24 protein-coding genes and 1 pseudogene are annotated in these 26,060 nt (G+C 73.0%); 11 read left to right on the top strand and 14 right to left on the bottom strand.

Annotation, left to right across the window (positions count from 1 at the left end):
• The first annotated feature begins 99 nt into the window (after positions 1-99).
• Entirely contained in the window at positions 100-1,329 is a 1,230-nt protein-coding gene (locus ACYF6T_RS38780) for an acyl-CoA dehydrogenase family protein (protein ID WP_461702591.1), read from the top strand.
• On the opposite strand, the gene ACYF6T_RS38775 is transcribed toward ACYF6T_RS38780, so the two are convergent.
• The 8 genes from ACYF6T_RS38775 to ACYF6T_RS38740 all read right to left on the bottom strand — a co-directional run bounded on the left by ACYF6T_RS38775 (position 1,326) and on the right by ACYF6T_RS38740 (position 9,032).
• Positions 1,326-1,847, bottom strand: a complete 522-nt coding sequence (locus ACYF6T_RS38775) for a cupin domain-containing protein (protein WP_461702614.1) — start codon at positions 1,845-1,847, stop codon at positions 1,326-1,328. The genes ACYF6T_RS38780 and ACYF6T_RS38775 overlap by 4 nt on opposite strands.
• The gene (locus ACYF6T_RS38770) at positions 1,844-3,058 is read right to left on the bottom strand and encodes a cytochrome P450 (RefSeq protein WP_461702589.1); all 1,215 of its coding nucleotides are present in this window, start codon (positions 3,056-3,058) and stop codon (positions 1,844-1,846) included. The genes ACYF6T_RS38775 and ACYF6T_RS38770 overlap by 4 nt, the downstream gene beginning before the upstream one ends.
• A 1-nt stretch (position 3,059) precedes the next feature.
• Positions 3,060-4,160: a type III polyketide synthase gene (locus tag ACYF6T_RS38765; RefSeq protein WP_461702588.1), complete on the bottom strand. Its 1,101-nt coding sequence runs from the start codon at positions 4,158-4,160 to the stop codon at positions 3,060-3,062.
• Between the two features lie 110 nt (positions 4,161-4,270).
• A complete protein-coding gene (locus tag ACYF6T_RS38760) occupies positions 4,271-4,507 on the bottom strand; it encodes a DUF6213 family protein (protein WP_133047630.1) in 237 nt (78 codons plus the stop codon).
• Positions 4,508-4,532: 25 nt separating this feature from the next.
• Complete coding sequence (locus ACYF6T_RS38755; protein ID WP_461702587.1) at positions 4,533-5,918, bottom strand: NADP-dependent succinic semialdehyde dehydrogenase; 1,386 nt, start codon at positions 5,916-5,918, stop codon at positions 4,533-4,535.
• 74 nt (positions 5,919-5,992) lie between these two features.
• Complete coding sequence (locus ACYF6T_RS38750; RefSeq protein ID WP_461702586.1) at positions 5,993-6,454, bottom strand: NUDIX domain-containing protein; 462 nt, start codon at positions 6,452-6,454, stop codon at positions 5,993-5,995.
• Positions 6,451-7,989, bottom strand: coding sequence for an ATP-dependent DNA ligase (locus tag ACYF6T_RS38745; protein ID WP_461702584.1), 1,539 nt, complete (start codon positions 7,987-7,989; stop codon positions 6,451-6,453). Before ACYF6T_RS38745 ends, ACYF6T_RS38750 begins: the two co-directional genes overlap by 4 nt.
• A 125-nt stretch (positions 7,990-8,114) precedes the next feature.
• A complete protein-coding gene (locus tag ACYF6T_RS38740) occupies positions 8,115-9,032 on the bottom strand; it encodes an NAD(P)/FAD-dependent oxidoreductase (protein WP_461702583.1) in 918 nt (305 codons plus the stop codon).
• Between the two features lie 64 nt (positions 9,033-9,096).
• Between ACYF6T_RS38740 and ACYF6T_RS38735 the strand changes: the two genes are divergently transcribed.
• Entirely contained in the window at positions 9,097-9,669 is a 573-nt protein-coding gene (locus ACYF6T_RS38735) for a helix-turn-helix domain-containing protein (protein ID WP_461702582.1), read from the top strand.
• A 60-nt stretch (positions 9,670-9,729) separates the two neighbouring features.
• On the opposite strand, the pseudogene ACYF6T_RS38730 reads toward ACYF6T_RS38735, so the two are convergent.
• Positions 9,730-10,261: pseudogene (locus ACYF6T_RS38730) on the bottom strand (TetR/AcrR family transcriptional regulator).
• Positions 10,262-10,492: 231 nt separating this feature from the next.
• Here ACYF6T_RS38730 and ACYF6T_RS38725 point away from each other — a divergent pair.
• The 5 genes from ACYF6T_RS38725 to ACYF6T_RS38705 all read left to right on the top strand — a co-directional run bounded on the left by ACYF6T_RS38725 (position 10,493) and on the right by ACYF6T_RS38705 (position 15,047).
• Complete coding sequence (locus tag ACYF6T_RS38725) at positions 10,493-11,464, top strand: NADPH:quinone oxidoreductase family protein (RefSeq protein ID WP_461702580.1); 972 nt, start codon at positions 10,493-10,495, stop codon at positions 11,462-11,464.
• Positions 11,461-12,645, top strand: coding sequence for an acyl-CoA dehydrogenase family protein (locus tag ACYF6T_RS38720; protein ID WP_461702578.1), 1,185 nt, complete (start codon positions 11,461-11,463; stop codon positions 12,643-12,645). The genes ACYF6T_RS38725 and ACYF6T_RS38720 overlap by 4 nt, the downstream gene beginning before the upstream one ends.
• Positions 12,642-13,715 (top strand): acyl-CoA dehydrogenase family protein, encoded by a 1,074-nt coding sequence (locus tag ACYF6T_RS38715; protein ID WP_461702577.1) that lies wholly within the window; start codon positions 12,642-12,644, stop codon positions 13,713-13,715. Before ACYF6T_RS38720 ends, ACYF6T_RS38715 begins: the two co-directional genes overlap by 4 nt.
• Positions 13,716-13,886: 171 nt before the next feature.
• A complete protein-coding gene (locus ACYF6T_RS38710) occupies positions 13,887-14,750 on the top strand; it encodes a phosphatidylinositol-specific phospholipase C/glycerophosphodiester phosphodiesterase family protein (protein ID WP_461702576.1) in 864 nt (287 codons plus the stop codon).
• 102 nt (positions 14,751-14,852) lie between these two features.
• Positions 14,853-15,047, top strand: coding sequence for a hypothetical protein (locus ACYF6T_RS38705; RefSeq protein ID WP_461702574.1), 195 nt, complete (start codon positions 14,853-14,855; stop codon positions 15,045-15,047).
• 3 nt (positions 15,048-15,050) lie between these two features.
• On the opposite strand, the gene ACYF6T_RS38700 is transcribed toward ACYF6T_RS38705, so the two are convergent.
• The 5 genes from ACYF6T_RS38700 to ACYF6T_RS38680 all read right to left on the bottom strand — a co-directional run bounded on the left by ACYF6T_RS38700 (position 15,051) and on the right by ACYF6T_RS38680 (position 19,243).
• Positions 15,051-16,235: a phosphodiester glycosidase family protein gene (locus ACYF6T_RS38700; protein WP_461702612.1), complete on the bottom strand. Its 1,185-nt coding sequence runs from the start codon at positions 16,233-16,235 to the stop codon at positions 15,051-15,053.
• 150 nt (positions 16,236-16,385) lie between these two features.
• Complete coding sequence (locus ACYF6T_RS38695; RefSeq protein WP_461702572.1) at positions 16,386-16,754, bottom strand: DUF779 domain-containing protein; 369 nt, start codon at positions 16,752-16,754, stop codon at positions 16,386-16,388.
• Positions 16,755-16,801: 47 nt separating this feature from the next.
• Positions 16,802-17,173: an FtsX-like permease family protein gene (locus ACYF6T_RS38690; RefSeq protein ID WP_461702571.1), complete on the bottom strand. Its 372-nt coding sequence runs from the start codon at positions 17,171-17,173 to the stop codon at positions 16,802-16,804.
• A 77-nt stretch (positions 17,174-17,250) separates the two neighbouring features.
• A complete protein-coding gene (locus ACYF6T_RS38685) occupies positions 17,251-17,895 on the bottom strand; it encodes a methyltransferase family protein (RefSeq protein WP_461702570.1) in 645 nt (214 codons plus the stop codon).
• Positions 17,896-17,983: 88 nt separating this feature from the next.
• A complete protein-coding gene (locus tag ACYF6T_RS38680) occupies positions 17,984-19,243 on the bottom strand; it encodes a YhgE/Pip domain-containing protein (RefSeq protein ID WP_461702569.1) in 1,260 nt (419 codons plus the stop codon).
• 118 nt (positions 19,244-19,361) lie between these two features.
• On the opposite strand from ACYF6T_RS38680, the gene ACYF6T_RS38675 reads away from it, so the two are divergent.
• The 4 genes from ACYF6T_RS38675 to ACYF6T_RS38660 all read left to right on the top strand — a co-directional run bounded on the left by ACYF6T_RS38675 (position 19,362) and on the right by ACYF6T_RS38660 (position 25,737).
• A complete protein-coding gene (locus ACYF6T_RS38675; protein ID WP_461702611.1) occupies positions 19,362-21,452 on the top strand; it encodes a xanthine dehydrogenase family protein molybdopterin-binding subunit in 2,091 nt (696 codons plus the stop codon).
• 10 nt (positions 21,453-21,462) lie between these two features.
• Entirely contained in the window at positions 21,463-21,924 is a 462-nt protein-coding gene (locus ACYF6T_RS38670; RefSeq protein WP_461702567.1) for a (2Fe-2S)-binding protein, read from the top strand.
• A 79-nt stretch (positions 21,925-22,003) separates the two neighbouring features.
• A complete protein-coding gene (locus ACYF6T_RS38665) occupies positions 22,004-25,378 on the top strand; it encodes a pyruvate carboxylase (RefSeq protein ID WP_461702610.1) in 3,375 nt (1,124 codons plus the stop codon).
• Positions 25,379-25,458: 80 nt separating this feature from the next.
• Positions 25,459-25,737: a metal-sensitive transcriptional regulator gene (locus tag ACYF6T_RS38660; protein WP_461702566.1), complete on the top strand. Its 279-nt coding sequence runs from the start codon at positions 25,459-25,461 to the stop codon at positions 25,735-25,737.
• The last annotated feature ends 323 nt before the right edge of the window (positions 25,738-26,060 follow it).

Below are 26,060 nucleotides of genomic sequence, written 5' to 3'. Positions count from 1 at the left end.
GGCTGCCGAGGAGTCATCGGGAGTTGACTTTTCCTACCGGTCGGTAACAGACTCGGGTTACCGCTAGTAACACGATTGTGCGCCGCCGCTGGAGGGGACATGACCGAGTTCACCATGGAGCTCAACGACGAACAGAAGGAGGTCCGGGACTGGCTGCACGGCTTCGCCGCCGACGTCATCCGCCCCGCCGCCGCCGAATGGGACGAGCGTGAGGAGACTCCCTGGCCGGTCATCCAGGAGGCCGCGAAGGTCGGCATCTACTCCCTCGACTTCTACGCCCAGCAGTACTTCGACCCCACGGGGCTGGGCATCCCCATGGCGATGGAGGAGCTGTTCTGGGGCGACGCGGGCATCGCCCTGTCGATCGTAGGCACGGGGCTCGCCGCCGTGGGCGTTCTCGCCAACGGGACCGAGGAGCAGATCGGCACCTGGATCCCGCAGATGTACGGCGACGCCAACGATGTCAAGGTCGCCGCGTTCTGCTCCTCCGAGCCCGACGCCGGCTCCGACGTGGCCTCCATGCGCACGCGCGCCGTCTACGACGAGGCCAAGGACGAGTGGGTCCTCAACGGCACCAAGACCTGGGCGACCAACGGCGGCATCGCCAACGTCCACGTCGTCGTCGCCGTCGTCGACCCCGAGCTCGGCTCCAAGGGCCACGCGTCCTTCATCATCCCGCCGAACACCCCGGGGCTGTCCCAGGGCCAGAAGTTCAAGAAGCACGGCATCCGCGCCTCGCACACCGCCGAGGTCGTCCTGGAGAACGTCCGGGTGCCCGGCTCCTGCCTCCTCGGCGGCAAGGAGAAGCTGGACGAGCGGCTGGCCCGCGCCCGGGCGAAGGCCAGGGCGGGCAACGGCGAGCGGGTGAAGAACGCGGCGATGGCCACGTTCGAGGCCTCGCGGCCGGCCGTGGGCGCGATGGCCGTCGGAACGGCCCGGGCGGCGTACGAGGTGGCCCTCGACTACGCCAGGACCCGGGAGCAGTTCGGGCGCCCGATCATCGACAACCAGGGCGTCGCCTTCCAGCTCGCCGACATGCGCACCCAGATCGACGCGGCCCGGCTGCTGGTGTGGCGCGCCTCCTGGATGGCCATCAACGGCAAGCAGTTCACCGCGGCCGAGGGCTCGATGTCGAAGCTGTTCGCCAGCGAGACGGCGAAGAAGGTCACCGCGCAGGCCATCCAGATCCTCGGCGGCAACGGCTACACGCGGGAGTACCCGGTGGAGCGGATGCACCGGGACGCGGCTATCTACACCATCTTCGAGGGCACGAGCGAGATCCAGCGGCTGGTGATCGCCCGCACCCTCTCGGGGATGCCCATCCGCTAGCGGTGTCTGAGCGGCGTCAGCTGCTCGATGTCGTACCGCCCGCGCAGTTCCTCGATCGCCCCGTGGTCCGGCGGGCCCCCGTCGCCCAGGATCTCCAGCAGCTCCTCGAAGTAGCGCTCGTGGTCCGGCGGCGGGGACGCCTGGAAGAACATCCTCGCGGGCGCGTCCGTCGGGTTGGCGAAGGCGTGCGGGCAGCCGGGCGGCACGACGATCACCGTGCCCGGTGTCGCCCGCACCACCCGGTTGCCCGAACTCGACTCCCAGCGCTGCCAGTCGTCGGGGGTGCGCACCTTCGGCTCGAAGGCGAGCACGTCCAGCTCGCCTTCGAGCACGTAGAACAACTCCTCGCTGCGCGTGTGCACATGCGCACCGACGTCGAAGCCGGGCGGCACCTCCACCTCGAAGGTGGACGCCGCCCGCGAGTGCGTGCCGGTCACCTTGAACGTCACCCGCTGGGCCGGCGTCTGCACGACCCGGCCGTGACCCGGCGGCACGAGGAGCCCCTCCGGCGCCGTCACCACGTCACCGGGAGCGCCTCGGGGCCGCGGATCAACGCGCCCTTGCGGAAGGGCACCTGGTCCGGCGGCACGGCCAGCCGTAGACCCGGGACGCGGTCCAGGAGGGCGTCCACCAGCAGCTCGGACTCCAGCCGCGCGAGCATGCCGCCCGGGCAGTAGTGCGGGCCGAAGCCGAAGGCCACGTGCGGGTTGGGGGAGCGGGCGAAGTCGATCGTCTCCGGGTCCGGGAAGACCTCCGGGTCGCGGTTGGCGGCCAGGTACGACACGTAGACCGCGTCGCCCGCCCGGATCCGCACGCCGCGCAGCTCCACGTCCTCCAGGGCGATGCGGGACAGCCCGACGGCGTTGCGGTGCGGGATGTAGCGCAGCAGCTCGTCGACGGCCCGGGACCTGGTCTCCGGCTCGGCGCGCAGCCGCCGCGCCAGTTCCGGGCGGGTCAGCAGGAGGTAGAACATCTGCCCGCTGTTGTTGGTGACCGCCTCGCCACCGATCTGCAGCAGCACCGCGAGGCCGACCGCCTCCTCCAGGGTGATCTCCGCCCGGCCCACGGCGGCGCCGAGCAGCGAGGTCACGTCCTCGCCGGAGCTGTTCTCCCTGAGGCCGACGAGGTCGGCGAAGTAGGCGGCCATCTCGTCCCTGGCCTTCTCGCTGACCGCGGCGCCGTGCGCGGAGGACAGGATGAGCTGGGTCCAGGTGTGCATCGCGGTCCGGTCGGCGGCCGGGACGCCCATCAGCTCGCAGATCACCGCGATGGGGAAGGGGCTGAGCACGCTCGCCGTGAGGTCGGCCGGGGCGCCGTCCTGGAGCATCTCGTCGACGAGCTCCGCCAGCATCCGGCGGGACTTCTCGCGCACCCGCTCCACGCCCCTGGCGGTGAACGCGGCGGCCACCGAGCGGCGCAGCCGGGTGTGGTCCGGCGGGTCGAGGAAGCCGACCGCGCCGCGCTGCGGGATGAAGTGCGGGGCCAGCCGGGTGACCGGCTTGTCCATGACGGCCTCGCGGCTGAAGCGCGGGTCGTTGGTCACCGTGCGCACGTCGTCGTGGCGGGTGACCAGCCAGGCCCAGCCCTCGCCGTTGGGCAGGGCGATGCGGGTGACGGGCCCTTCGCGCATCAGCTCGGCGAGCACCGGGTCGAAGTCGACGCCGGTCAGGTCCAGGGCCGGCCAGTGGCGTACCGGCGGCAGGGTCTCGGTGAGGGTGTCGTCGCTCATCTCAGGCGGCCTCGTTCTCGCGGTGCCAGCGGCCGAGGGTCATCTCGGCGGTGATGCCGGGCCCGAACCCGGCGAGCAGCCCGCGCGCCCGGTCCGGGGCGCCGCCCTCGTCGAACAGCCGGCGCAGCGCGTCCAGGACGACCGCGCTGGCGATGTTGCCGTACTCGGTGAGGGTGGCCCGGCTGAACCGGAACGCGTACGGGTCGACCTGCAGGAAGGTGCTGAGGTCGTCGAGTATGCGGGGGCCGCCCGCGTGGACTATGTAGAAGTCCAGGTCGGCGGCGTCCCAGCCGTGCAGCCCGGCGAGGTCCCGCAGCGCCGGGGCGAGCGGCTCCATGGTGGTGGGCACCCGCTTGTCCAGCAGGAAGTGGAAGCCGGTGGCCCGCACGTCGTAGGCGATCCACTCCTCGGTCTTGGGGATCAGGTACGAGCCGTTGCGCTCCAGGCGGATGCCCTCGCCGCCGCGTCCGCGCACCACGGCCGCGGCTATGCCGTCGCCGAACAGGCCGTTGGAGAGCAGGGAACCGACGCCGAGGTCCGTCGGCTGGTAGCACAGCGAGCAGAACTCACAGGCCACGATCAGGGCGTTGGCCTGCGGGTACGCCGTGCAGAAGTCGTGCGCCCGGTTGACCGCCGCCCCGCCGGCCGCGCAGCCGAGCTGGGCGATGGGCAGCTGCCGGGTCGTGTTGTCGAAACCCATCTCGTTGATCAGCCAGGCCGTCAGCGAGGGCATCATGAAGCCCGTGCACGACACGTAGACGATCACGTCGATGTCGCTGGTCAGCAGCTCGGCGTCGTCCAGGGCCCGCTGCACCACCGCCGGGACGCGGGCCTTGGCCTCGGCCGCGTAGATCTTGTTGCGCTCCTCGAAGCCGGGGTGCTTGAGGGTCTCCTCGATGGGCTGCACGATGTGCCGGGTGCGCACGCCGGTGTTCTCGATCAGCCGGAGGGCCAGGGGCAGTTGAGGGTGGTCCGGGTGGCGGGAGCGCGCCAGCTCCAGGGTCTCCTCCATGGTGATCACGTGCTCGGGGACCGACACCGAGGGTCTGCAGAGAGTCGCCATGAACCGTGCCTGCTTTCGCCGTGCAGTGGTCTGGTCCACCCACGATCACCCGGCAGGACGGCGATCTCGCGCCGGATTACTCCGTCCTGGGGACCCCCGCCGACGGACACCGCACCGGACACGGCTCCCGTACTTTCCCCACGCACTCCCTACGGCGCGCCCCCGCTGCTGTGCGCGATGCACGCCACGTCGATGCGGTCGGCGAGCTTGGCCAGCTCGATGGTCAACGCGGCCACGGTGTCCTCGTCGAGCCCGCCCTCCCCGGCCTCGACCAGATGCAGCCACCGCCCGCCCACGGTCCGCAACAACTTGCTGACGTCGGCCGCGGCCACCTGCAGGGTCCCGCGGTCGTCGACGATCAGAGGCAGAGTCACTTCGCGGTTCACACCCGGGATGTTAGCCGCGCAAGCGTCACGCTCCGTGCCAAACCGTCGTGATGTTGCAGAACTCGCGGATTCCGTGCCCGGCCAGCTCACGCCCGTAGCCCGACCGCTTGACCCCGCCGAAGGGGAACGCCGGATGGGAGGCCGTCATCCCGTTGAAGAAGATACCGCCGGCCTCCAGGTCCCGTACGAAGCGGTCGACCTCCGCCTCGTCCCGCGTCCACACGTTGGAACTCAGCCCGAACGGCGAGTCGTTGGCGATCAGCACGGCCTCGTCCAGGTCGCCCGCCCGGTACAGCGTGGCCACCGGTCCGAAGGCCTCCTCCCGGTGGATGCGCATCTCCCGGGTGATCCCGGCGAGCACGGTCGGCGGGTAGTACCACCCGGCGCCCTCCGGCCGTTCGCCGCCGCACAGCACACTCGCCCCGCCGCGCCTGGCGTCCTCCACCAGCTCCTCCAGGTCCGCCCGCCCCTGTTCGCTGGAGAGCGGCCCGACCTCGGTGTCCTCCGCCATCGGGTCGCCGACCCTCAGCGCCTTCATGCCCTCGACGAACCGCTCGGCGAAGGCGTCGTACACGTCCGTGTGGACGATGAACCGCTTCGCGGCGATGCACGACTGCCCGTTGTTCTGCACCCGCGCGGTCACCGCGATCCGCGCGGCCCGGTCGATGTCGGCGGACGGCATCACGACGTAGGGGTCGCTGCCGCCCAGTTCCAGCACCGTCTTCTTGATCATCTCCCCGGCGGTGGAGGCGACCGCCCGGCCGGCCGGCTCGCTGCCCGTCAGGGTGGCGGCCTTGACCCGCTCGTCGCGCAGGATGTCGTCGATGGCGCCGGAGCCGACGAGCAGCGTCTGGAAACAGCCCTCGGGATAGCCCGCCCGGTGGAAAAGGTCCTCCAGGAACAGGGCCGTCTGCGGCACGTTGGAGGCGTGCTTGAGCAGGCCCACGTTGCCCGCCATCAGCGCGGGCGCGGCGAACCGGACGACCTGCCACAGCGGGAAGTTCCACGGCATCACGGCGAGCACGGGACCGAGCGGGCGGTAGCGCACCCGTACCCGGGAGGCGCCGGAGTCCTTCACGTCCGCGTCGGACGGTTCCTCGTCGGCGAGCAGTTCCTCGGCGTGGTCGGCGTACCAGCGCATGGCCTTGGCGCACTTGGCGGCCTCGGCGCGGGCCTGCACGACCGGCTTGCCCATCTCGGTGGTCATCACCCGGGCGATGTCCTGCTGGACCAAGTCGAGGTGGTCCGCGGCCGCGTGCAGCAGGCGGGCGCGTTCGGCGAAGGACGTCGTACGGTACGTGCGGAACGTCGCCTCGGCGAGCTGGAGCCGGCGCTCCAGCTCCTCCTCGCCCATGGCCTCGTACGTCTTGAGCGTCTCGCCGTTCGCGGGGTTGACCGTGGCGATGGGCATGGTGGACCTCCCTGGGGCGGCTCTTGGTTACGACCTTCCCGCGCGCCGCGGGGGACCGCAACGCGTGCGCGTCGTCAGGCCGAGTGCTCCGCGAGCCGGTCGAGAAACGCGGCCTGCGCCGTGACGATCACCTCGCGGGCCCGGTCGAGCCCGAACCAGGCCACGCGGTCCAGTTCGGGAAACTCCCGCAGCCGGCCCGACTTGGGCGGCCACTCCATGCGGAAGGTGCCGGGGCTGATCGTCGCCGGGTCGAGGTCGGCCTCGACCGCCCACGCCGTGACGGTCTTGCCGTTGGTCTGCCGGACCTCGCCGAGCGCCACGGCCTCCCCGCCGGGCGGCTCCAGGCCGAGCTCCTCGCGGAACTCGCGCCGGGCGGCCTCCCAGGCGCTCTCCCGTTCGGGCTCGTACTCGCCCTTCGGCACGCTCCACGCCCCGGCGTCGCGTCGGGCCCAGAACGGGCCGCCCATATGGCCCAGCAGCACCTCCAGCCCGTCGTCGGTGTGCCGGAACAACAGCAGACCGGCGCTCGTCCTCACGGCCGCACCTCGGGGTGCGCCGCCAGCAGCGTCTCCACGGTGTCGGCCTCCTCCGGCCGCTTGTCCTCGCGGTAGCGCACGACACGGGCGAAGCGCAGGGTGACGCCGGCCGGGTAGCGGGTGGAGCGCTGCAGGCCGTCGTAGGCGATCTCGACGACGAGTTCGGGGCGTACGGTCACCACGTGGCCGCTGGTGTCGGTGGCCAGCTCCCGCAGCCGCTCGGTCTGCCAGGTCAGCATCGCGTCGGTCATGCCCTTGAAGGTCTTGCCGAGCATCGCGAAGCCGCCGTCGGCGGTACGGGCGCCGAGGTGCAGGTTGGACAGCTTGCCGGTGCGCCGGCCGTGGCCCCACTCGGCGGCCAGCACCACCAGGTCGAGCGTGTGCACCGGCTTGACCTTCAGCCAGGAGGCGCCGCGCCGGCCCGCGCTGTAGGCGGCGTCGAGGGCCTTGACCACGACCCCTTCGTGGCCGCGCTCCAGGGTGGCGGCGAGGAACCGTTCCGCCTCGGCCGCGTCCTCCGGTCCGGCCACCAGCGTGCGCCGCACCCGCATCGGCGCCGGGACCAGCCGGGCCAGCTCCGCGTGGCGTTCGGCGAAGGGCAGGTCGAGCAGGTCGCGGTCGTCGACGGACAGGGCGTCGAAGAACACCGGCGAGACGGGCACCGACTTGGCGGCCGTGGCCACGTCCACGCGGGAGCCGACCCGGCCGGCGGTCTCCTGGAAGGAGCGGGGCCGCCCGGCGTCGTCGAAGGAGATGACCTCGCCGTCCAGGATGAACCGCTCGCCGCGCAGCCGCAGCGCCGCGCCGGTCACCTCGGGCAGCCGGCCGGTGATGTCGTCGAGGGTGCGCGTGTAGACCCGCACGGTGTCGCCGTCGCGGTGGACCTGGACGCGGATGCCGTCCAGTTTCTCCTCCACCGCGCAGGCGCCCAGCTTGTCGACCGCCTCGGCCACCGAGGAGGCGCTGTGCGCCAGCATCGGCAGGACGGGGCGGCCGACGGTGAGCCGAAAGCGGTCCAGGGCCGCCGGCCCGTCCGCGAGCAGGGCCTGCGCCACGGTCTGGAGCGAGCCGGCGAGCATCACCGCCCGGCGTACGTCCGCGGGCGGCACCCCGGTCGCCTCCGCCAGTCCCTCCGTGGCGACGGCGTCCAGTGCGCCCTGCCGCACCTCGCCGGAGATCAGCCCGAACAGGAACCGCTGCTCGCTCTCGGTGGCAGCGCTCAGCAACTCGCCGACCAGCCGCGTCCGTTCGGCCTGCGAGCCGGCGCCGGAGACCTTGGCCAGGTCGGTCAGCAGGACGTCCACCTCGCGCACCGTGAGGGTGGGTTCGGCGGCCGGGGCGACCGGGCGGCCGAGCACTTTCCAGCCGACACCGAGCCGCCCCTGCGGCAGTCGTCCGGCGAGATACGGGATCACGATCGGGACGTCGTCCGCCTCCGTGTCCCGGAACAGCTCGGCGAGCAGCGCGATCTTCCGGGAGCGTGCGGAGGTGGCGGCGACCTCCTGGGACACTTGGGCCAGCCGGGCAAGCAGCATGCAGCCATGGTGCAACGCGCTCCGCCGGGTTTCACCTGGACGGACGGGCCGTGTGCCGGGTGCGGGTGCGTTGTGGCTGGTCGCGCCCGCGCGGCGGAGCCGCTGATGTCACCGTCCCGCGCCCCTCAACCGGTCTGGTCCAGGTCGGTCATGAGCAGCTCCCCGTTGATGTGGGCCGCCGCCCGGTAGCCGCCGGCCGCCGCGTTCACCACCTGCTCGGCGAAGCCCATCGCGTTGCCCACCGCCCAGACGCCGGGCACGGTCGTCCGGCCGGTCTCGTCGACCACGGGATACGCGCCGAACGGGGTCTCGCGCAGCTCGGCGCCGAGGCGCTGGAGCAGGTCGGTCTGCGGCACCGCGCGGGGCGCGGTGAAGACGACCTCGCGCGCGTGCGTCGTACCGTCCGCCAGCCGGACGCCGGTCAGCCGGTCGTCCTCGATCACCAGTTCCGCCACCTCACCGGGCACCACCTGCACGCCCGCCGCCGCGAGTCTGCGCAGGTCGTCGTCCGTCAGTTGCTCCTCGTCGACCGTGTGCAGGAAGAACGTCACGTCCTTCGACCACTGGGACACCATCAGCGCCTGGTGCACGCTCAGCGGGGTGGTGGCGAGCACGCCGAAGGCTCGGTCGCGGACCTCCCAGCCGTGGCAGTACGGGCAGTGCAGCACGTCCCGGCCGAAGCGCTCGGCGACCCCGGGGACCTCCGGCAGCTCGTCCTTGAGGCCGGTGGCGACGACCAGCCGCCTCGCCCGCACGCTCCGGCCGCCGGCGAGGGTCACCTCGAAGCCCTCGGCGACGTCCACCACCCGGTCGCGGACCAGCTCCACGCCGTAACGGGCGATCTCCTCCCGGCCGATCGCCAGGAACTCTGCGGGCGGCATGCCGTCCCGGGTGAGGAAGCCCTGCATGTGGGCGGCGGGCGCGTTGCGGGGCTCGCCCGCGTCGACGACGAGCGTGCGGCGCCGGGACCGGCCCAGGACCAGCGCGGCGGACAGCCCGGCCGCGCCGCCGCCGATGACGATCACTTCGTATGTCTCGGTCATGCCGACACCGTCGCGCCGCCGGTGCGGGATTGACAAACGTCTTTGCCGAAACTGCAATACCGTCATGAGTACCGACGACGTTCTCGCCGACGTGGGCCCCCGGCTGCGGCGGATCCGCAAGGAGCGCGAGGTGACCCTGGCGGACCTGTCCGAGGCGACCGGCATCTCCGTCAGCACCCTCTCGCGCCTGGAGTCCGGCCTGCGCAAGCCCAGCCTCGAACTGCTGCTGCCGATCGCCCAGGCCCACCAGCTCCCGCTCGACGAACTGGTCGGCGCCCCGCCGGTGGGCGATCCGCGGGTGCGGCAGAAGCCGATCGTCCTGCACGGGCGCACGTTCTGGCCGCTGACCCGGCAGCCCGGCGGACTCCAGGCGTTCAAGGTGCTCGAACCGGCCCGCACGATGCAGCCCGAGACGCGCACCCACGAGGGCTACGAGTGGCTGTACGTCCTGTCGGGGCGGCTGCGGCTGGTGCTGGGCGAGCACGACGTGGTGCTCACCGCGGGCGAGGCGGCGGAGTTCGACACGCGCACGCCTCACTGGTTCGGGTCGACGGGGGAGGGGCCGGCGGAGTTCCTGAGCCTGTTCGGGCCGCAGGGCGAGCGGATGCACGTACGGGCGCGGCCGAAACGGTCGTAGCCGGCCCCGGCGCGAGTGCCGTTCGGACCCCGACGCGACCGGCGGGGGCGCCGCGCCGGGTCAGCGGGCCGTGCGGCTCGCCGCCATGCGTGCCGCCGCGTCGTACACCAGCCGGGCGTGCAACTCGAACAGGGCGACCAGGTCGCCGGCGGCACCGTCGATCTCCTGGTGCACGAACAGTCCGTCGGCGCCGGCCATGGCGACCCGCTGCCGGGCGGCCTCGCGGACCTGGCGGAAGACCGTACGGCCGCGGGGTTCGGTGGGCCGCCGCTCCAGGGCGAGCATCGGGCCGAGGCGGAGGAAGTCCGGGGCGTCGACCAATGACCTGGCCACGTTGGCGGCCATGATCCGGGCCCCTCCAGCGGTTCTCCCCGCCTCCTCGCCGGGCAGGTCGACGGCCGCCGGCCAGGTCTCGAAGCGGCGCTCGATGACCGCCGCGATCAGGTCGTCCTTGTCCTTGAAGTGCCGGTGGACGGAGCCGGCGGGCAGCCCGCACGCGGCGCTGACGGCGGCGATCGACGTGCCCTCGCATGCGGCGGCGGGACTCCACGCCGTTGGCGCGCTTCTTGCGGTCCGTGCTCGCGCTGGTCATGCGGGGCCTCTCCGGGCGGGCGCGGTTCGCGCCCTTTGTCCGACGCGCGCTGTCCCGTGGGTGACCGGGTCGCCGACTTCGGTGGTCTGCTGGAGCGGACGCCGGCCGGCCCGGGACGCTCGTCGCCGGGTGTTTGCGCGAGGGCTGTTCCCAGGCGGGCAAGCGACCGCTTAGTATGCGGGGGATCCGGTCCGACTCCGATACGACGACGCAGTCCCGTGGAGGCCCCGCATGCAGGCATGGCAAGTGCACGAGAACGGCGAGCCGGGCGAGGTGATGCGCCTGGCGGACGTGGCACCGCCCACGCCCGGCGAGGGCCAGGTCCTGCTGAAGGTGCGCGCCGCGAACGTCAACTTCCCGGACGCGCTGATGTGCCGGGGTCAGTACCAGGTGCGCCCGCCGCTGCCGTTCACGCCGGGCGTGGAGATCTGCGGCGAGACCGAGGACGGGCGCCGGGTCATCGCCAATCCGGCGCTGCCGCACGGCGGTTTCGCCGAGTACGCCGTCGCGGACGCCGCCGCCGTGCTGCCCGCCCCCGACTCGCTCGACGACTCCGAGGCCGCCGCCCTGCACATCGGCTACCAGACCGGCTGGTTCGGCCTGCACCGCCGGGCGGCGCTGGAGGCCGGCGAGACGCTGCTGGTGCACGCCGCCGCCGGCGGGGTGGGCAGCGCGGCCGTGCAGCTCGGCAAGGCGGCCGGCGCGCGCGTCATCGGCGTGGTCGGCGGGGCCGACAAGGCCGCCGTGGCCCGGGAGCTGGGCTGCGACGTGGTCGTCGACCGCAGGAACGAGGACGTCGTCGCGGCCGTCAAGGAGGCCACGGGCGGCCGGGGCGCCGACGTGATCTACGACCCGGTGGGCGGCGAGGCGTACACCCAGTCCACCAAGGTCGTCGCCTTCGAGGGGCGGATCGTGGTCGTCGGCTTCGCCAGCGGGCACATCCCCAGCCCGGGGCTCAACCACGCCCTGGTGAAGAACTACTCGATCCTCGGCCTGCACTGGGGCCTGTACAACACCAAGAACCCCAAACTGGTCCAGCACTGCCACGAACAGCTCACCGAGCTGGCCGCCCGGGGCGCGATCAGGCCGCTGGTGAGCGAGCGGGTGCCGCTGGCGGAGGCCGCGGCCGCCGTGCAGCGGGTCGCCGACGGCGTGACCACCGGACGGGTCACCGTCGTACCGCAGAAGGGAGCCGCCGCATGAGCGTCGACGCAGCCGAACTGAAGCGCCGCACAGCCGAGTTGCTCGCCGCGCACCCGCCCGCGGGCACCGACCGCCTGGACTTCCTCAGGGCCCGCTTCGACGCGGGGCTCGCCTGGGTGCACTACCCCGAGGGCCTGGGCGGACTGGGCGCGCCCCGCTCCCTCCAGGCCGTCGTGGACGCCGAACTGGCGGCCGCGGGCGCCCCGGACAACGACCCCCGGCGCATCGGCATCGGCCTCGGGATGGCCGCGCCGACGATCCTCAAGTACGGCACCGAGGAGCAGAAGCGGCGCTATCTGCGGCCCCTGTGGGTGGGGGAGGAGGTCTGGTGCCAGCTGTTCAGCGAACCCGGCGCCGGCTCCGACCTCGCCGCGCTCGGCACGCGCGCCGTGCGCGAGGACGACACGTGGGTGGTCAACGGGCAGAAGGTGTGGACCTCCAGCGCCCATGTCGCCCGCTGGGCCATCCTCATCGCCCGCACCGACCCGGACGTGCCCAAGCACGCCGGCATCACCTATTTCATCTGCGACATGACCGACCCCGGCGTCGAGGTCCGCCCGCTGCGGCAGATCACCGGCGAGGCCGAGTTCAACGAGGTCTTCCTCACCGACGTCCGCATCCCCGACAGCCGCCGCCTCGGCGAGGTCGGCGACGGCTGGCGGGTCGCGCAGACCACGCTGAACAACGAGCGCGTCGCCATCGGCGGCCGGCGGCTGCCCCGCGAGGGCGGCATGATCGGCCCCGTCTCCCGGACCTGGCGCGAGCGGCCCGACCTGCGCACCCACGACCTGCACCAGCGGCTGCTGAAGCTCTGGGTCGAGGCGGAGGTCGCCCGGCTCACCGGCGAACGCCTCAGCCAGCAGCTCGCCGTCGGCCAGCCCGGCCCCGAGGGCGCCGGCATGAAGCTCGCCTTCGCCCGCCTCAACCAGGAGATCAGCGGCCTGGAGGTCGAACTCCTCGGTGAGGAGGGCCTGTTGTACGACGACTGGACCATGCGCCGACCCGAGCTGGTGGACTTCACCGGCCGCGACGCCGGCTACCGCTACCTGCGCTCCAAGGGCAACAGCATCGAGGGCGGGACCAGCGAGGTCCTGCTGAACATCGTCGCCGAGCGCGTCCTGGGCCTGCCCGCCGAGCCGCGCACCGACAAGGACGTCGCATGGAAGGACCTCGCCCGATGACGGATCTGCTGTACTCCGAGGAGGAAGAGGCCCTCCGGTCCGCCGTACGGGACCTGCTCGCCGACCACTGCGACGCGCCCGGCGTCATCGCCCGCACCGAGTCCGACGCCCCGCACGACCTCGCCGCCTGGAAGGCCCTCGCCGACGGCATGGGCCTGGCGGGCCTGCTGGTGCCCGAGGCGCACGGCGGCCAGGGCGCCACGCACCGCGAAGCCGCCGTGGTGCTGGAGGAACTGGGCCGCGCGGTGGCACCCGTGCCCTACCTCACCAGCGCCGTCGTCGCCACCGAGGCCCTGCTGGCCTGCGACGCCGGCGACCTGCTCACCGAGCTCGCCGCCGGGCGCGCCCTCGGCGCCCTCGCGGTCGCGCTGAACGTCGCTCCGGGCGGCGCCTACAAGACCGTACGCGTGGAAAACGGCTCCCTGCACGGGGAGTTGACCGCCATCGCGGACGCCGCCGTCGCCGACGTGCTGCTCGTCCCTGCCGACGACGGCGGGCTGTACGCGGTCCAGGCGGCGCAGGCCACCGTCACCCCGCAGGTCTCCCTCGACCTCACCCGGCCTCTCGCCACGGTCACCCTCGACGGGGCGAACGGCCGCCGGATCGGCGCCGCCGAACCCGCCGTACGGCGCGCCCTGCGGGCCGGCGCCGGTCTGCTCGCCTCCGAGCAACTCGGGCTCGCCGACTGGGCGTTGACCGAGACCGTGCGCTACCTCAAGGAGCGCAAGCAGTTCAACCGGCCCGTCGGCGGCTTCCAGGCCCTCAAGCACCGGCTCGCCCAGCTGTGGCTGGAGCTCGTCAACCTGCGCGCCGCCGCCCGCAACGCGGCCGACGCCCTGGCCGGCGGCACCGACGTGGACGTGGCGGTCGCCGTCGCCCAGGCCTACGCGGCGCCCGTCGCCGTCCACGCCGCCGAGGAGGCGCTGCAGTTGCACGCCGGCATCGGCATGACGTGGGAGCACCCGGTCCACCTCTACCTCAAGCGGGCCAAGGCGGACTCGATCGCCTACGGCATGGCGGGCGCCCACCGCGCGGCCGTGGCCGAACTCGTCGACCTCCAGGCCCCCTGAGCGTCACCCGGTGAAGCCCGCCCCACCTGGGGCGGGCTTCTTCGTGCGCCCAGGCGGACGGAGTGAACAGGCGACGGCGGTCCGGCCAACTCCTGGCAGGTACAGGTTCCTTGGGGCCTCGGCAGCCCCATACTCCCTGTGGTTCAGACCCGCCCCACAGGGAGGCAGAACATGGCCCTCATCACCCGTCGCAGAGCCCTCACCGCGTTCGGCGCCACCGTCGCGGCCGTGCTCGCCCCGCCCGCCGGCAGCGCGTTCGCCGCCGGCGACAAGCGCGGCCCCCGCCCGTTGTGGCGCGCCCACGCCCACAACGACTACGAACACCCCCGGCCCCTCTTCGACGCCCTCGACCACCGCTTCGGCAGCGTCGAGGCCGACATCTTCCTCGTCGGCGACCAGCTCCTGATCGGCCACACCGCGGACGAACTCGACCCCACCCGCACCCTGGAGTCCCTCTACCTCGACCCGCTGGCCCGCATCGTCAAGGCCAACCACGGCTCGGTGTACCGGGGTTACCGCAGGCCGCTGCAACTGCTCATCGACATCAAGACCGAGGGCTCCTCGACGTACCTCGAACTCGACCGCCATCTCCAGCGCTACAGGCACCTGTTCACCACCTACGCCCACGGTCGCGTCTTCCCCGGGGCGGTCACCAACGTCATCTCCGGCGACCGCGCCGCCCGCACCCCCATGGAGGCCCAGACCGTGCGCCGGGCCTTCTACGACGGCCGCCTCACCGACCTCGGCACCTCGGCGCCCGCCTCCTTCGTCCCGCTGATCAGCGACAACTGGCAGCTCAACTTCACGTGGCTCGGCGAGGGCGCCTTCCCCGACGCCGAGCGGCAGAAGCTGCGCGACATCATCGGCCAGGCCCACGCGCGCGGTCAGAAGGTGCGCTTCTGGAACACCCCGGACGTGGCCGGCCCCGCCCGGGACGCGCTGTGGACCGAGCTGCTCGCCGCCGGCGTCGACTACTTCAACACCGACGACCTGGACGGCCTGGAAACCTTCCTCGACGCCCACCGCGCGGCGTAGAACCACCCCTTCGGGGGACAGGTCAGCCGCCCGCGGCCACCCTCCGCTACGCCACACTTGCGGCCGAACGCCGCGAAACGGGCGTGGCGGAGGAGGTTGACGATGGCGATTTCCATCTCTGTGGTGCTGCTGCTCCTGGTCCTGGCGGTGATCTTCCTGCGCAACGGCGGGCTGAAGGTCTCGCACGCCCTGGTGTGCGCGTTGCTCGGGTTCTTCCTGGCCGGTTCGAGCATCGCGCCCACCATCCACAGCGGCATCACCGCGACCGCGGACATCGTCAGCAGTCTGCGGCCGTGAGACTCAGCGGGTGGAGAAGACCCCGATGCCGTTCGGCACCGGACGCTCCGCGTCGCCGGACGGGTGGTTGCGTACGGTCACGGCGGACGCGCCCGGCGCGCGGGCGACCAGGGTGGTCGAACCGCCGCCGTCCAGGCTGAAGGCGTCGACCGAGCCCAACGTCCGCATCTCGGCGGCCACTTCGGCGATGGTCAGACCGCTCCGGTAGGCCGGGGCGCCGTCCAGCGCGAACAGCAGCAGGCGCCGTCCGCCGTTCGCGATGCCGACCGCGGTGCGCACGGCCGCCGTCGCGTTGTCGAGGCCGGCGAGCGGCTGTCCGCCCCTCAGCACCGGATAGCCGCCGAGCGCGAAGCGGAACGGCACCCGGGACGCCGACGCCACCAGACGGTGCGTCACCTTCACCAGCTCCCCGACGTGGAACTTCCGCAGCTGCTGCGCGCCCGCCTCGCGGCCGACGAGCACCGTGGTGCCCGCGGCGATGGCGCCCTTGCCCGGAGTGTCGGAGGTGGCGACGACCCGGCCGCCGCGGACGGTCACCTCGTGGGTGTCCGTACTGCACGGCGCCGCCCGGTCGGTGTCCGTGCCGCAGGTGGCCCGCACCCGGGAGACGGTCCCCCAGTCGGCGGTGAACGCGCCGACCGAGCCCACCGGCAGGGCGTACTGGTTGAACCCGCCGAGCGGCAGGCGCCCCGCGGGGGTGCGGACCGAACCGGTCAGGGTCAGGGTGTCCAGCCGCGCCCGGCGGTCGGTGCCCACGCCGAGCACGTCCTCGGTGCCGGTGCCGGGCGGCAGCGCCGGGCCGAAGCGCTGCCCGTCGGGCACCGCCGCCTTGAGGGCGTGTCCGCGCGCGATCGCCGGCCCGTCGGTGGAGCCGGTGGCCTCGACGCCGGGGTGCTGGGTCTCGGTGATGTTGAAGAAGTCGCCGTTGACGCCGGCGACGGCGCCCTGGGCGTCGGCCATCGCGGACACGGCGGCGCGCGCGGCGACCGCGCCCGGATACAGCAGGTCCAGCCTCACGTGCCGGTCGCGCAGGTCGACGGTGACCAGATGGGCGTGGGTCGGCCCCTTGACGCCCTGGAGGTCGAACTCCTGGTAGGTGACACCGGGCGCGATCGCGGTCACGCTCTGCGCGCCGCTGGCCGGTGCCGCCCCCGCCAGGGCCGCACCGGCCAGCGCGCCGAACGCCATGAGAAGGGCGAGCACCGATCTGGTGCCCGCCCGGCCGGATCCGCCTGCCGCGAAACGCTGGTGACGAAGCGTCACAGGACCCCCTGAGGTCTCGTCGACTGTCCCACGTATCGGAGGAAGTCCAGCAGACGACGGAGACCGGCAGGGTGGCTATGCGTCGACTACACGAGAACGGGTGAGGAAACGCACCCCCTCGGGTGCCTCCAGGGAGAAGCCGCTGCCCCGCCCCGCGACGACGTCCACGATCAGCCGCGTGTGGCTCCACACCTCGTACTGGCCGCGCGACATCCAGAACGTCACGGGTTCCGCCACCCCCTCCACGTGCAGCTCCGCGAGCAGCACGTCCGAGCCGCCGGTGCGGAACTCGCCCTCCGGATAGCACATCGGCGCGCTGCCGTCGCAGCAGCCGCCGGACTGATGGAACATCAGCGGGCCGTGCGTCGCCCGCAGCCGCCGGATCAACTCGGCGGCCGCCGGCGTCAGCTCCACGCGGGGCGTCTCCTCGTACTCCTCGTCCATGGCACCAGGGCAGCACGCCCGAGGTTGCGAGAGGGTTGCACCCGTGTCTACTCGGCGCGCAGCGCGTTCGCCGCGCGGATCCGGGCCGCCCAGCCGGCCGGCATCAGCGCGCCCGGCACCGCGACCGCCGTGCCCGTGAGGGCGAGCACAACCAACTGCGCGGTGGGGTAGCCGGCGCTCACGGAACCGGGCAGCCGCAGCCCGGCGCCGTGACCCATCGCCGGCATCACCGCGTCGTGCACGGTCACCCCGAGCGGCACGCCCAGCGCGCTCCAGGGCAGCCCGGGCAGCACCACCGGGGTGACGACCAGCGCGAGCGTCTGACGGGGCGTCATGCCGAGTGCCCCGTGGACGCCCAGGTCGCGGACGCGCTCGCGGGTGTCCAGGACGACACCGCCGAACTCGCCGCCCGGCTCCACACCACCGCCTGGGCGCGGTCGCCCGGGGAGAGCTTGATGACGATCCGGGAGACGGGTGGCCTACGGGACAGGACTGGTCAGCCCGCGGTCGGGCGCGACGGGATCCGCGTGAACGCCCTGGCGGGACGCGCCCGCGGGATCAGCGCCGGCACCCGGGCACGGTAGGCCTCGTACGCCTCCCCGAACCGCCCGGCCATCAGCGCGTCCTCGACCCGCACCCGGCGCAGCAGCCAGGGTATGGCGACCACCAGCAGCGCGATCCAGGCCCCGAAACCGCAGGCCGGCATGGCGCCGGCGGCCAGGCCGAGCAGGCCGGTATAGATGGGGTGGCGCACCAGCGCGTAGGGGCCGTTCGTCCGCAGCTCATGCCGGTCCTGCACCGTCGGGACGCTGGCCCACATGGTGCCCAGCACCCAGCGGGACCACAGCAGCAGGACGGTGGAGGCGACGGCGAGCAGCGCGCCCGCCAGGGCGAGCTCGGGCTGCCAGTAGCGGAGGTGGCGCCAGAAGCCCTCCGTGTGCCTCACCACCGTCGAGGCAACGAAGACGCCCGCGATCATCAGCAGCCGGCGGAGCAGACCGCGGCGCAGCCCGCCGGGCCGACCGCCCGGACCGGTCTGGCTCTTCACGCCGAAGTAGACCGCTCCGGCGATCCAGGCCACCACGAAGACCGACGCGCAGACGCCGACGAGAACGACGAGTGCCGAGTGCAGAGAACTCATGCGTCAAGCCTGCGCCGGCGCCGGGCGGATCACCACCACCCGCGGGTCGATGGAGAACCGTCCACCCTCGGGTGGAGATGTCTCGGGGTCACGCGGGCTGGGGCGTCAGGCGCTTGTGTCCCGCCCGGTCGTAGTACAGGGTCATCGCGAAGCCGAACACCAGGCCCAGCACCGCCCCGACCGCGATCATCGTCCACGCGCGCTCCAGCCCGGCGTCGCCGCGCGCGTCGAAGTAGAGGATCGCGCGGACGCCGTCGCCGAGTTGGCGCATGGGCTCGAACCAGGACAGGAAGCGGTAGAAGCCGGGAACGGCCTGCAGGGGCACGGTGGCGCCCGAGGACGGCAGGCCCAGCACGATGAACACGAACATGGACACCAGCTGGCCGACCCCGCCGAAGGCCGCGTTGATCGCCTGCACGCCGATGCCGACGGCCAGGGCCGCGCAGTAGGAGTAGATCCACAGCAGCGGCAGGTGCGTGGCGTCCATGTCGAGGATGCCGACGCAGGCGGCCATCACGAGGGAGACGCTGAGAACGGTGATCGCCGCCGTCATGGCCAGCTTCAGCAGCAGCGTCTGCGTGCGGTCGACCGGCACCGTGGGCAGCCGGGTGTGCCAGGGCCCGATCTCGTTGTCGGCGTAGCCGAGGGAGGTGTCGACGCCGTTGCTGATGACGTTGCCGCCCAGGAAGCCGGCCAGCACCAGCAGCAGCGTGTAGTAGAACGCGGTCAGGCCCAGGCCGCTGTGGTCGCCGACCGGGTGGCCGACCTGGCTGACGACGGTCACCGGGTCGGCCAGCAGCAGCCTGGTGCGCGAGTCGGCCCCGGACACGGCCCCCGTGAGCTGCCGGCCGAGGCTTAGCGAGGCCTGGTGCGCGGCCTGCGTGGTGATCTGACTCGCGAGCGACGAACCCAGGCTGCCCTTGCCGGGGTTGGTGAGCACCGTCAGCGTCGGCCGTGCCGTGGCACCGCTCGTGGTGAGCGCGGTGACCGACGCGGTGAAGTCGGCGGGGATGACCAGGGCGCCGTAGATCCGGCCCGAGTCGAGCTGGTCCTGGGCCTGCGCCCGGGTGAGCGTGCGCCAGGCGGCCTTGCCGGATCCGCCGGAGGTGACGGCGGCGGCGATCCGCGTGCCCGCGTTCTGCCGCTGCCCGGCCGGCGGCCTGCCGGTGTCGGCGTTGACGAGTCCGATCGGCAGCCGGTGCAGGTCACCCTGCGGGTTGACGATGCCGCCCATGTAGAGCAGCGACAACAGGAAGGCGAGCAGTCCGGTCAGGACGGTGGGCACCAGCCACAGTCTGGGGCGCCCCAGCAGGCTGGTGGCACGGGCCGGGGAACTGGCGTCGGCCATGGCGGTCCTCCGGGTAGGGGGCGGCGGCTGTCGCGCAGCCAGAGCCTCCCACAGGCAACCCACAGATCGGCGCATCCCTCCTACGGGTTGACCGAGAGGAGTTGGTGGGGTGGACCGCATGGAGTCACCGGCCGCCGAGGGGTGGTCGCGCCGCAGGTTCGTGGTCTGGTCCGTGGCCGCCTCGACGCTCGTCGTCGCGGCCCCGCTGGGCTGCGACGCGGCCCCCGCGGACGGCGCGGAGCCCGCCTCGGACGTGCTGGTCACCGGCACCGACGAGGAGATGCTCGTCCTGGAGGTGACCGAGGCCAACCGGGTCGTCGTACGGCTGCCGCGGGTCGAGGTCGGCCAGGGCATCACGACCGCCGTCGCCATGATGGTCGCCGAGGAACTGGACGCCCGCCTCGCCGACGTCGACATCCCGCTCGCCGACGCCCGCGCCAAGGGCAACCAGTACACGGGCGGCTCGAACTCGGTCGGCTCGCTGTACGGCCCGGTCCGGCAGCTCGCCGCCACCGCCCGCGCGCGTCTGGTCACCGCGGCCGCCAGGCAGTGGCGCCTGCCCGCCCGGAGCCTGCACACCCGCGACACGGCGGTCGTCGCCCCGGACGGCCGGAGGGCCGACTTCGGGATCCTGACGAGGAAAGCGGCCCGCATCCGCCGTACGGCCGTGCCCGCGGAGCCGAAACCGGGCTCCCGGCACCGGGTGATCGGACGGCCGACCACCCGGATCGACGCCCGGGACATCGTCACGGGTCGGGCCGCCTACACTGGGGACCTCACTGTGGCCGGGGCGAAGCCGGCCGTGGTGGCCCGGCCGCCGACGCTCGGCGGGAGGGCCGTCTCGGTGGACGACCGCGCGGCCCGCGCCCTGCCCGGCGTACACGCCGTCGTCCGGGTGCCCGGCGGCGTCGCCGTCGTCGCCGACACCTTCCACCACGCTCTCAAGGCCCGCGACGCCCTGCGGATCAGCTGGGCACCGGGACCGTCGGCGGGTCTGTCCGACGCGGACATCCGCGCCCGGCTGCGGGCCGCCGTCCCCCGCCTGGGCGCTCCGCCCCACGGATCGACGCAGGTGGAGGGCGAGTTCGAGTTCGCCTTCGTCAGCCACGCCCCGATGGAGGTGCTGACCGCGATCGCGGACGTACGGGCGCACTCGGCCGAGCTCTGGTTCTCCTCGCAGACCCCCATGGACGCCCGGGACGCCATCGCCGCGGAGCTCGGACTGCCCGCCGCCAAGGTGCGGGTCCATGTCGTGCGCGGCGGCGGCTCGTTCGGGCGGCGGCTGAACTTCGACGCCGCGATCGAGGCGGCCCTCGTCTCCAAGGCGGCCCACCGGCCGGTCAAGCTGATGTGGACCCGCGACGACGACACCCGGCACGGCCGGATGCGCCCGGCCGACCACCACCGCGTCCGGGCCAGTCTCGCCGGCGGGAGAGTGGTGGCCTTCGCCCACATGACGGCCTCGGTGAGCGAGTCGTCCGGCGGCAAGGCGACCGCCAACCAGGCCGCGGCACCGCTGCCGAGCGACTCCGGCCTGTACGACTTCGGCCGGATCTCCGCCGACTCGGGCGGGATCGGGCTCGCGATGCCGCTGGGCGCCTGGCGTTCGGTGGACTCCGGGACGGTCCGCACGGCCCAGGAGATCCTCGTCGACGAGGTGGCACGGCACCTGGGCCGGGACCCGGTCGCCTTCCGGCGTACGACACTGCGGAGCAAGGCCGTGCGGGCCGTACTGGACAAGGTCGCCGCCGCCGGGCGGTGGGGCCGCGCACTGCCCCACGGGCACGCGCAGGGCGTCGCGGTGCACGAGGAGTACGGGTCCTGCGTGGCCTGCCTGGCCGAGATCGACGCCACCGACCCGAAGCAGCCCCGTGTGACCACGGTGGTGATGGCCGCCGACGTCGGCACGGCCGTCAACCCGCGCGGACTCCAGGCCCAGCTCATGGGCACAGCGATCGACGGCATCTCCACGGTCCTGACGGCGGGCCTGCACATCGACCGGGGCGCCGTGCGCGAGGGCAGCTTCGCGGACTTCCGCTGGGCCCGCCAGCGGCACGCCCCGCTGCACTTCGAGGCGCACGTCATGCCGTCCACGCGGGAGCCCGGCGGGGCCGGCGAACTCGGCGTGCCGGCCGCCTCCGCAGCCGTCGCCAATGCCTACGCCCGCGCCACGGGCACCCGGCCCCGCCGCTTCCCGCTGGACTTCTGAGAAGGTGCCGATGCCCTCCCACTCCTTCCGCCTCAACGGCCGGACCGTCACCGTCGACGCCCCCGCCGACATGCCCCTGCTGTGGGTCCTGCGCGACCTGCTGCACGTCACCGGCCCCAAGTACGGCTGCGGGGTCGGCGTCTGCCGGGCCTGCACCAGCCATCTCGACGGCGAGGAGATCCAGCCCTGCGTCGTCGAGGTGGGCGAGTGCGCCGGCCGCGAGGTCACCACGATCGAGGGACTGGCCGACGGCGACACCCTGCACCCGGTGCAGCAGGCGTGGATCGACTGCGACGTCTCCCAGTGCGGCTTCTGCCAGCCCGGCCAGATCATGGCCGCGGTCGCCCTGCTCAAGCGCACGCCCCGCCCCACCGACGCCGACATCGACTCCGTCGAGAACGTCTGCCGCTGCGGCACCTACTCCCGCATCCGCGAGGCGATCAACAAAGCGGCCTCCGACATCACCCCTTGAGTGGCCCGGCTCACATGGCCAGGAGGGCATGTCACCGACACCATGGGGGACGTCCATCGGCAGGCTGAAGGGAGCGGCGATGTTCCGCAAGGTGCTGGTCGCCAACCGTGGTGAGATCGCGATCAGGGCGTTCCGCGCCGGATATGAGCTGGGTGCACGGACCGTCGCCGTCTTCCCGCACGAGGACCGCAACTCGCTGCACCGCCTCAAGGCCGACGAGGCGTACGAGATCGGCCAGCCCGGCCATCCCGTGCGGGCGTACCTGTCGGTCGAGGAGATCGTGCGCGCCGCCCGGCGGGCGGGAGCGGACGCCGTCTACCCCGGCTACGGCTTCCTGTCGGAGAACCCCGAGCTGGCGCGCGCCTGCGAGGAGGCCGGCATCACCTTCGTCGGCCCCGGCGCCGACACCCTGGAGCTGACCGGCAACAAGGCGCGCGCCGTGGCCGCCGCCCGCGCCGCCGGCGTCCCCGTGCTGGGCTCCTCCGCCCCCTCCGACGACGTGGACGAACTGGTCCGCGCCGCCGAGGAGATCGGCTTCCCGGTGTTCGTGAAGGCCGTCGCGGGCGGCGGCGGCCGCGGCATGCGGCGCGTGGAGGACCCGGCCGCGCTGCGCGAGTCCATCGAGGCGGCCTCCCGCGAGGCGGCGTCCGCGTTCGGCGACTCCACCGTCTTCCTGGAGAAGGCCGTCGTCGACCCCCGCCACATCGAGGTGCAGATCCTCGCCGACGGCGAGGGCAACGTCATCCACCTCTTCGAGCGCGACTGTTCGCTCCAGCGCCGCCACCAGAAGGTCATCGAGCTCGCCCCGGCACCCAACCTCGATCCGGAGCTGCGCGAGCGCATCTGCGCCGACGCCGTCCGCTTCGCCCGCGAGATCGGCTACCGCAACGCGGGCACCGTGGAGTTCCTGCTCGACCGCGACGGCAACCACGTCTTCATCGAGATGAACCCGCGCATCCAGGTCGAGCACACGGTCACCGAGGAGGTCACCGACGTCGACCTGGTCCAGGCCCAGCTGCGCATCGCCTCCGGGGAGACCCTCGCCGACCTGGGCCTGTCCCAGGAGACGGTCCGGCTGCACGGCGCCGCCCTCCAGTGCCGCATCACCACCGAGGACCCCGCCAACGGCTTCCGCCCCGACACCGGCCGCATCAGCGCCTACCGCTCGCCCGGCGGCTCCGGCATCCGCCTGGACGGCGGAACGACCCACGCCGGTACGGAGATCAGCGCGCACTTCGACTCGATGCTGGTCAAGCTCACCTGCCGGGGCCGGGACTTCCGGGCCGCGATCGGCCGGGCCCGGCGTGCCGTCGCCGAGTTCCGCATCCGCGGTGTCGCCACCAACATCCCGTTCCTGCAGGCGGTCCTGGACGACCCCGACTTCCAGGCCGGGCGCGTGACGACGTCGTTCATCGAGGAGCGCCCGCACCTGCTCACGGCCCGTTCCTCGGCCGACCGCGGCACCAAGCTGCTGACCTACCTGGCCGACGTCACCGTCAACAAGCCGCACGGCGAGCGGCCCGAGCTGATCGACCCGGTCACCAAGCTGCCGCCGCTGCCCGCCGGCGAGCCGCCCGCCGGTTCCCGCCAGCGCCTGGTCGAGCTCGGCCCCGAGGGCTTCGCCGGCTGGCTGCGCACGTCGCCCACCATCGGCATCACCGACACCACCTTCCGCGACGCCCACCAGTCCCTGCTGGCCACCCGCGTGCGCACCAAGGACCTGCTCGCCGTGGCCCCGGTCGTGGCGCGGACCCTGCCCGAGCTGCTCTCCCTGGAGTGCTGGGGCGGCGCGACCTACGACGTCGCCCTGCGCTTCCTCGCCGAGGACCCCTGGGAGCGGCTGGCCGCCCTGCGCGAGGCGGTGCCCAACCTCTGCCTCCAGATGCTGCTGCGCGGCCGCAACACCGTCGGCTACACCCCCTACCCGACCGAGGTGACCGACGCCTTCGTCCAGGAGGCCGCCGCCACCGGCATCGACATCTTCCGCATCTTCGACGCCCTCAACGACGTCGGCCAGATGCGCCCGGCCATCGACGCCGTACGCGAGACGGGGACCGCGGTCGCCGAGGTCGCCCTGTGCTACACCTCCGACCTGTCCGACCCGAACGAGCGGCTGTACACCCTCGACTACTACCTGCGGCTCGCCGAGCAGATCGTCCAGGCCGGCGCGCACATCCTGGCGATCAAGGACATGGCGGGCCTGCTGCGCGCCCCGGCCGCCGCGAAGCTCGTCTCCGCGCTGCGCAGCGAGTTCGACCTGCCGGTGCACCTGCACACCCACGACACCGCGGGCGGCCAGCTCGCCACCTACCTCGCCGCGATCCAGGCCGGCGCCGACGCGGTGGACGGCGCGGTCGCCTCCATGGCCGGCACGACGTCCCAGCCGTCGCTGTCGGCCATCGTCGCCGCGACCGACCACTCGCCGCGCCCCACCGGCCTGGACCTCCAGGCGGTCGGCGACCTGGAGCCGTACTGGGAGAGCGTCCGGCGCGTCTACGCCCCCTTCGAGGCGGGCCTCGCCTCCCCGACCGGGCGCGTCTACCACCACGAGATCCCCGGCGGCCAGCTCTCCAACCTGCGCACCCAGGCCGTCGCGCTCGGCCTCGGCGACCGCTTCGAGGAGATCGAGGCGATGTACGCGGCGGCCGACCGCATCCTCGGCCGCCTGGTCAAGGTCACCCCGTCGTCCAAGGTGGTCGGCGACCTCGCCCTGCACCTGGTCGGCGCGGACGTCACGCCGGAGGACTTCGAGGCGGAGCCGAACCGCTTCGACATCCCGGACTCGGTGATCGGCTTCCTGCGCGGCGAGCTCGGCACCCCGCCCGGCGGCTGGCCGGAGCCGTTCCGCACCAGGGCGCTGCAGGGCCGGGCCGAGGCCAAGCCGGTGCAGGAGCTGACCGCTCAGGACCGCGAGGGCCTGGAGAAGACGCGGCGGGCCACGCTCAACCGGCTGCTCTTCCCCGGCCCGACCCGCGACTTCGACGCCCACCGGCAGGCCTACGGCGACACCAGCGTGCTGGACAGCAAGGACTTCTTCTACGGTCTGCGCCCGGGCAAGGAGTACGCCGTCGACCTCGAACCCGGTGTGCGGCTGCTCATCGAGCTGCAGGCGATCGGCGAGGCCGACGAGCGCGGCATGCGCACGGTGATGTCCTCCCTCAACGGCCAGCTCCGGCCGATCCAGGTACGCGACAAGGCGGCCGCCTCCGACGTCCCGGTCACCGAGAAGGCCGACCGGTCCAACCCCGCGCACGTGGCGGCTCCGTTCGCCGGCGTGGTCACGCTCGCGGTCACCGAGGGCGACGAGGTGGCGGCCGGGGCGACCGTGGCCACCATCGAGGCGATGAAGATGGAGGCCACGATCACCGCGCCGAAGGCGGGTACGGTCTCCCGGCTGGCCATCAACCGCATCCAGCAGGTGGAGGGCGGTGACCTGCTGGTCGAGCTGGCCTGAGCGCCGCGGAACAGATGGCTTCCGACGCATGTTGCCCCTGCGGGTAGGATACCGGCGGGGGTATACATGAGGAGGAAAGCGTGCAACTCGACATGTCGGCGGATGAGCTGAAGTCGGCGCTCAACCGGCTGCGGCGCGCGCAGGGCCAGCTCGCCGGGGTGATCCGGATGATCGAGGAGGGCCGGGACTGCGAGGACGTGGTCACGCAGCTCGCGGCGGTCTCCCGCGCCCTGGACCGGGCCGGGTTCTCGATCATCGCGACCGGTCTGGAGCAGTGCATGGCCGGTGACGATCCCGACGCGCGGGACTCCACGCAGATGCGGGCCCGGCTGGAGAAGCTGTTCCTCTCCCTCGCCTGACCGACGCGCCCGCCAGCAGCACATCGCCCCCCGGGGTGTCCGTACCGCCCGTGGTGACGGACCGCTCCGGGGGGCGTTCGGCATGCCCGGACGCGCGCCGCGTCCGCACTCTTGACCACCGGTCGGCGCTCCTCGATGCTGTGTTGCGGCACGTGAGATGTGTGCCGTAATGAGCAACATCAGTCCCTGATTCCGTACCAGCGGAGGAGTGGCCATGGCTCACCGGGTCCGTGCAGTCGTCGCGCGGCGCAAGGGCGCCCCCGTCGGCCTGGAGACGATCGTGGTGCCCGACCCCGGCCCCGGCGAGGCGCTGGTGAAGGTCG

It is taken from the genome of Streptomyces sp. 7R007 (assembly GCF_054850255.1).
The sequence above is the reverse complement of the archived record's forward strand: the minus strand, read 5'-3'. Positions and strand labels throughout refer to the sequence as shown.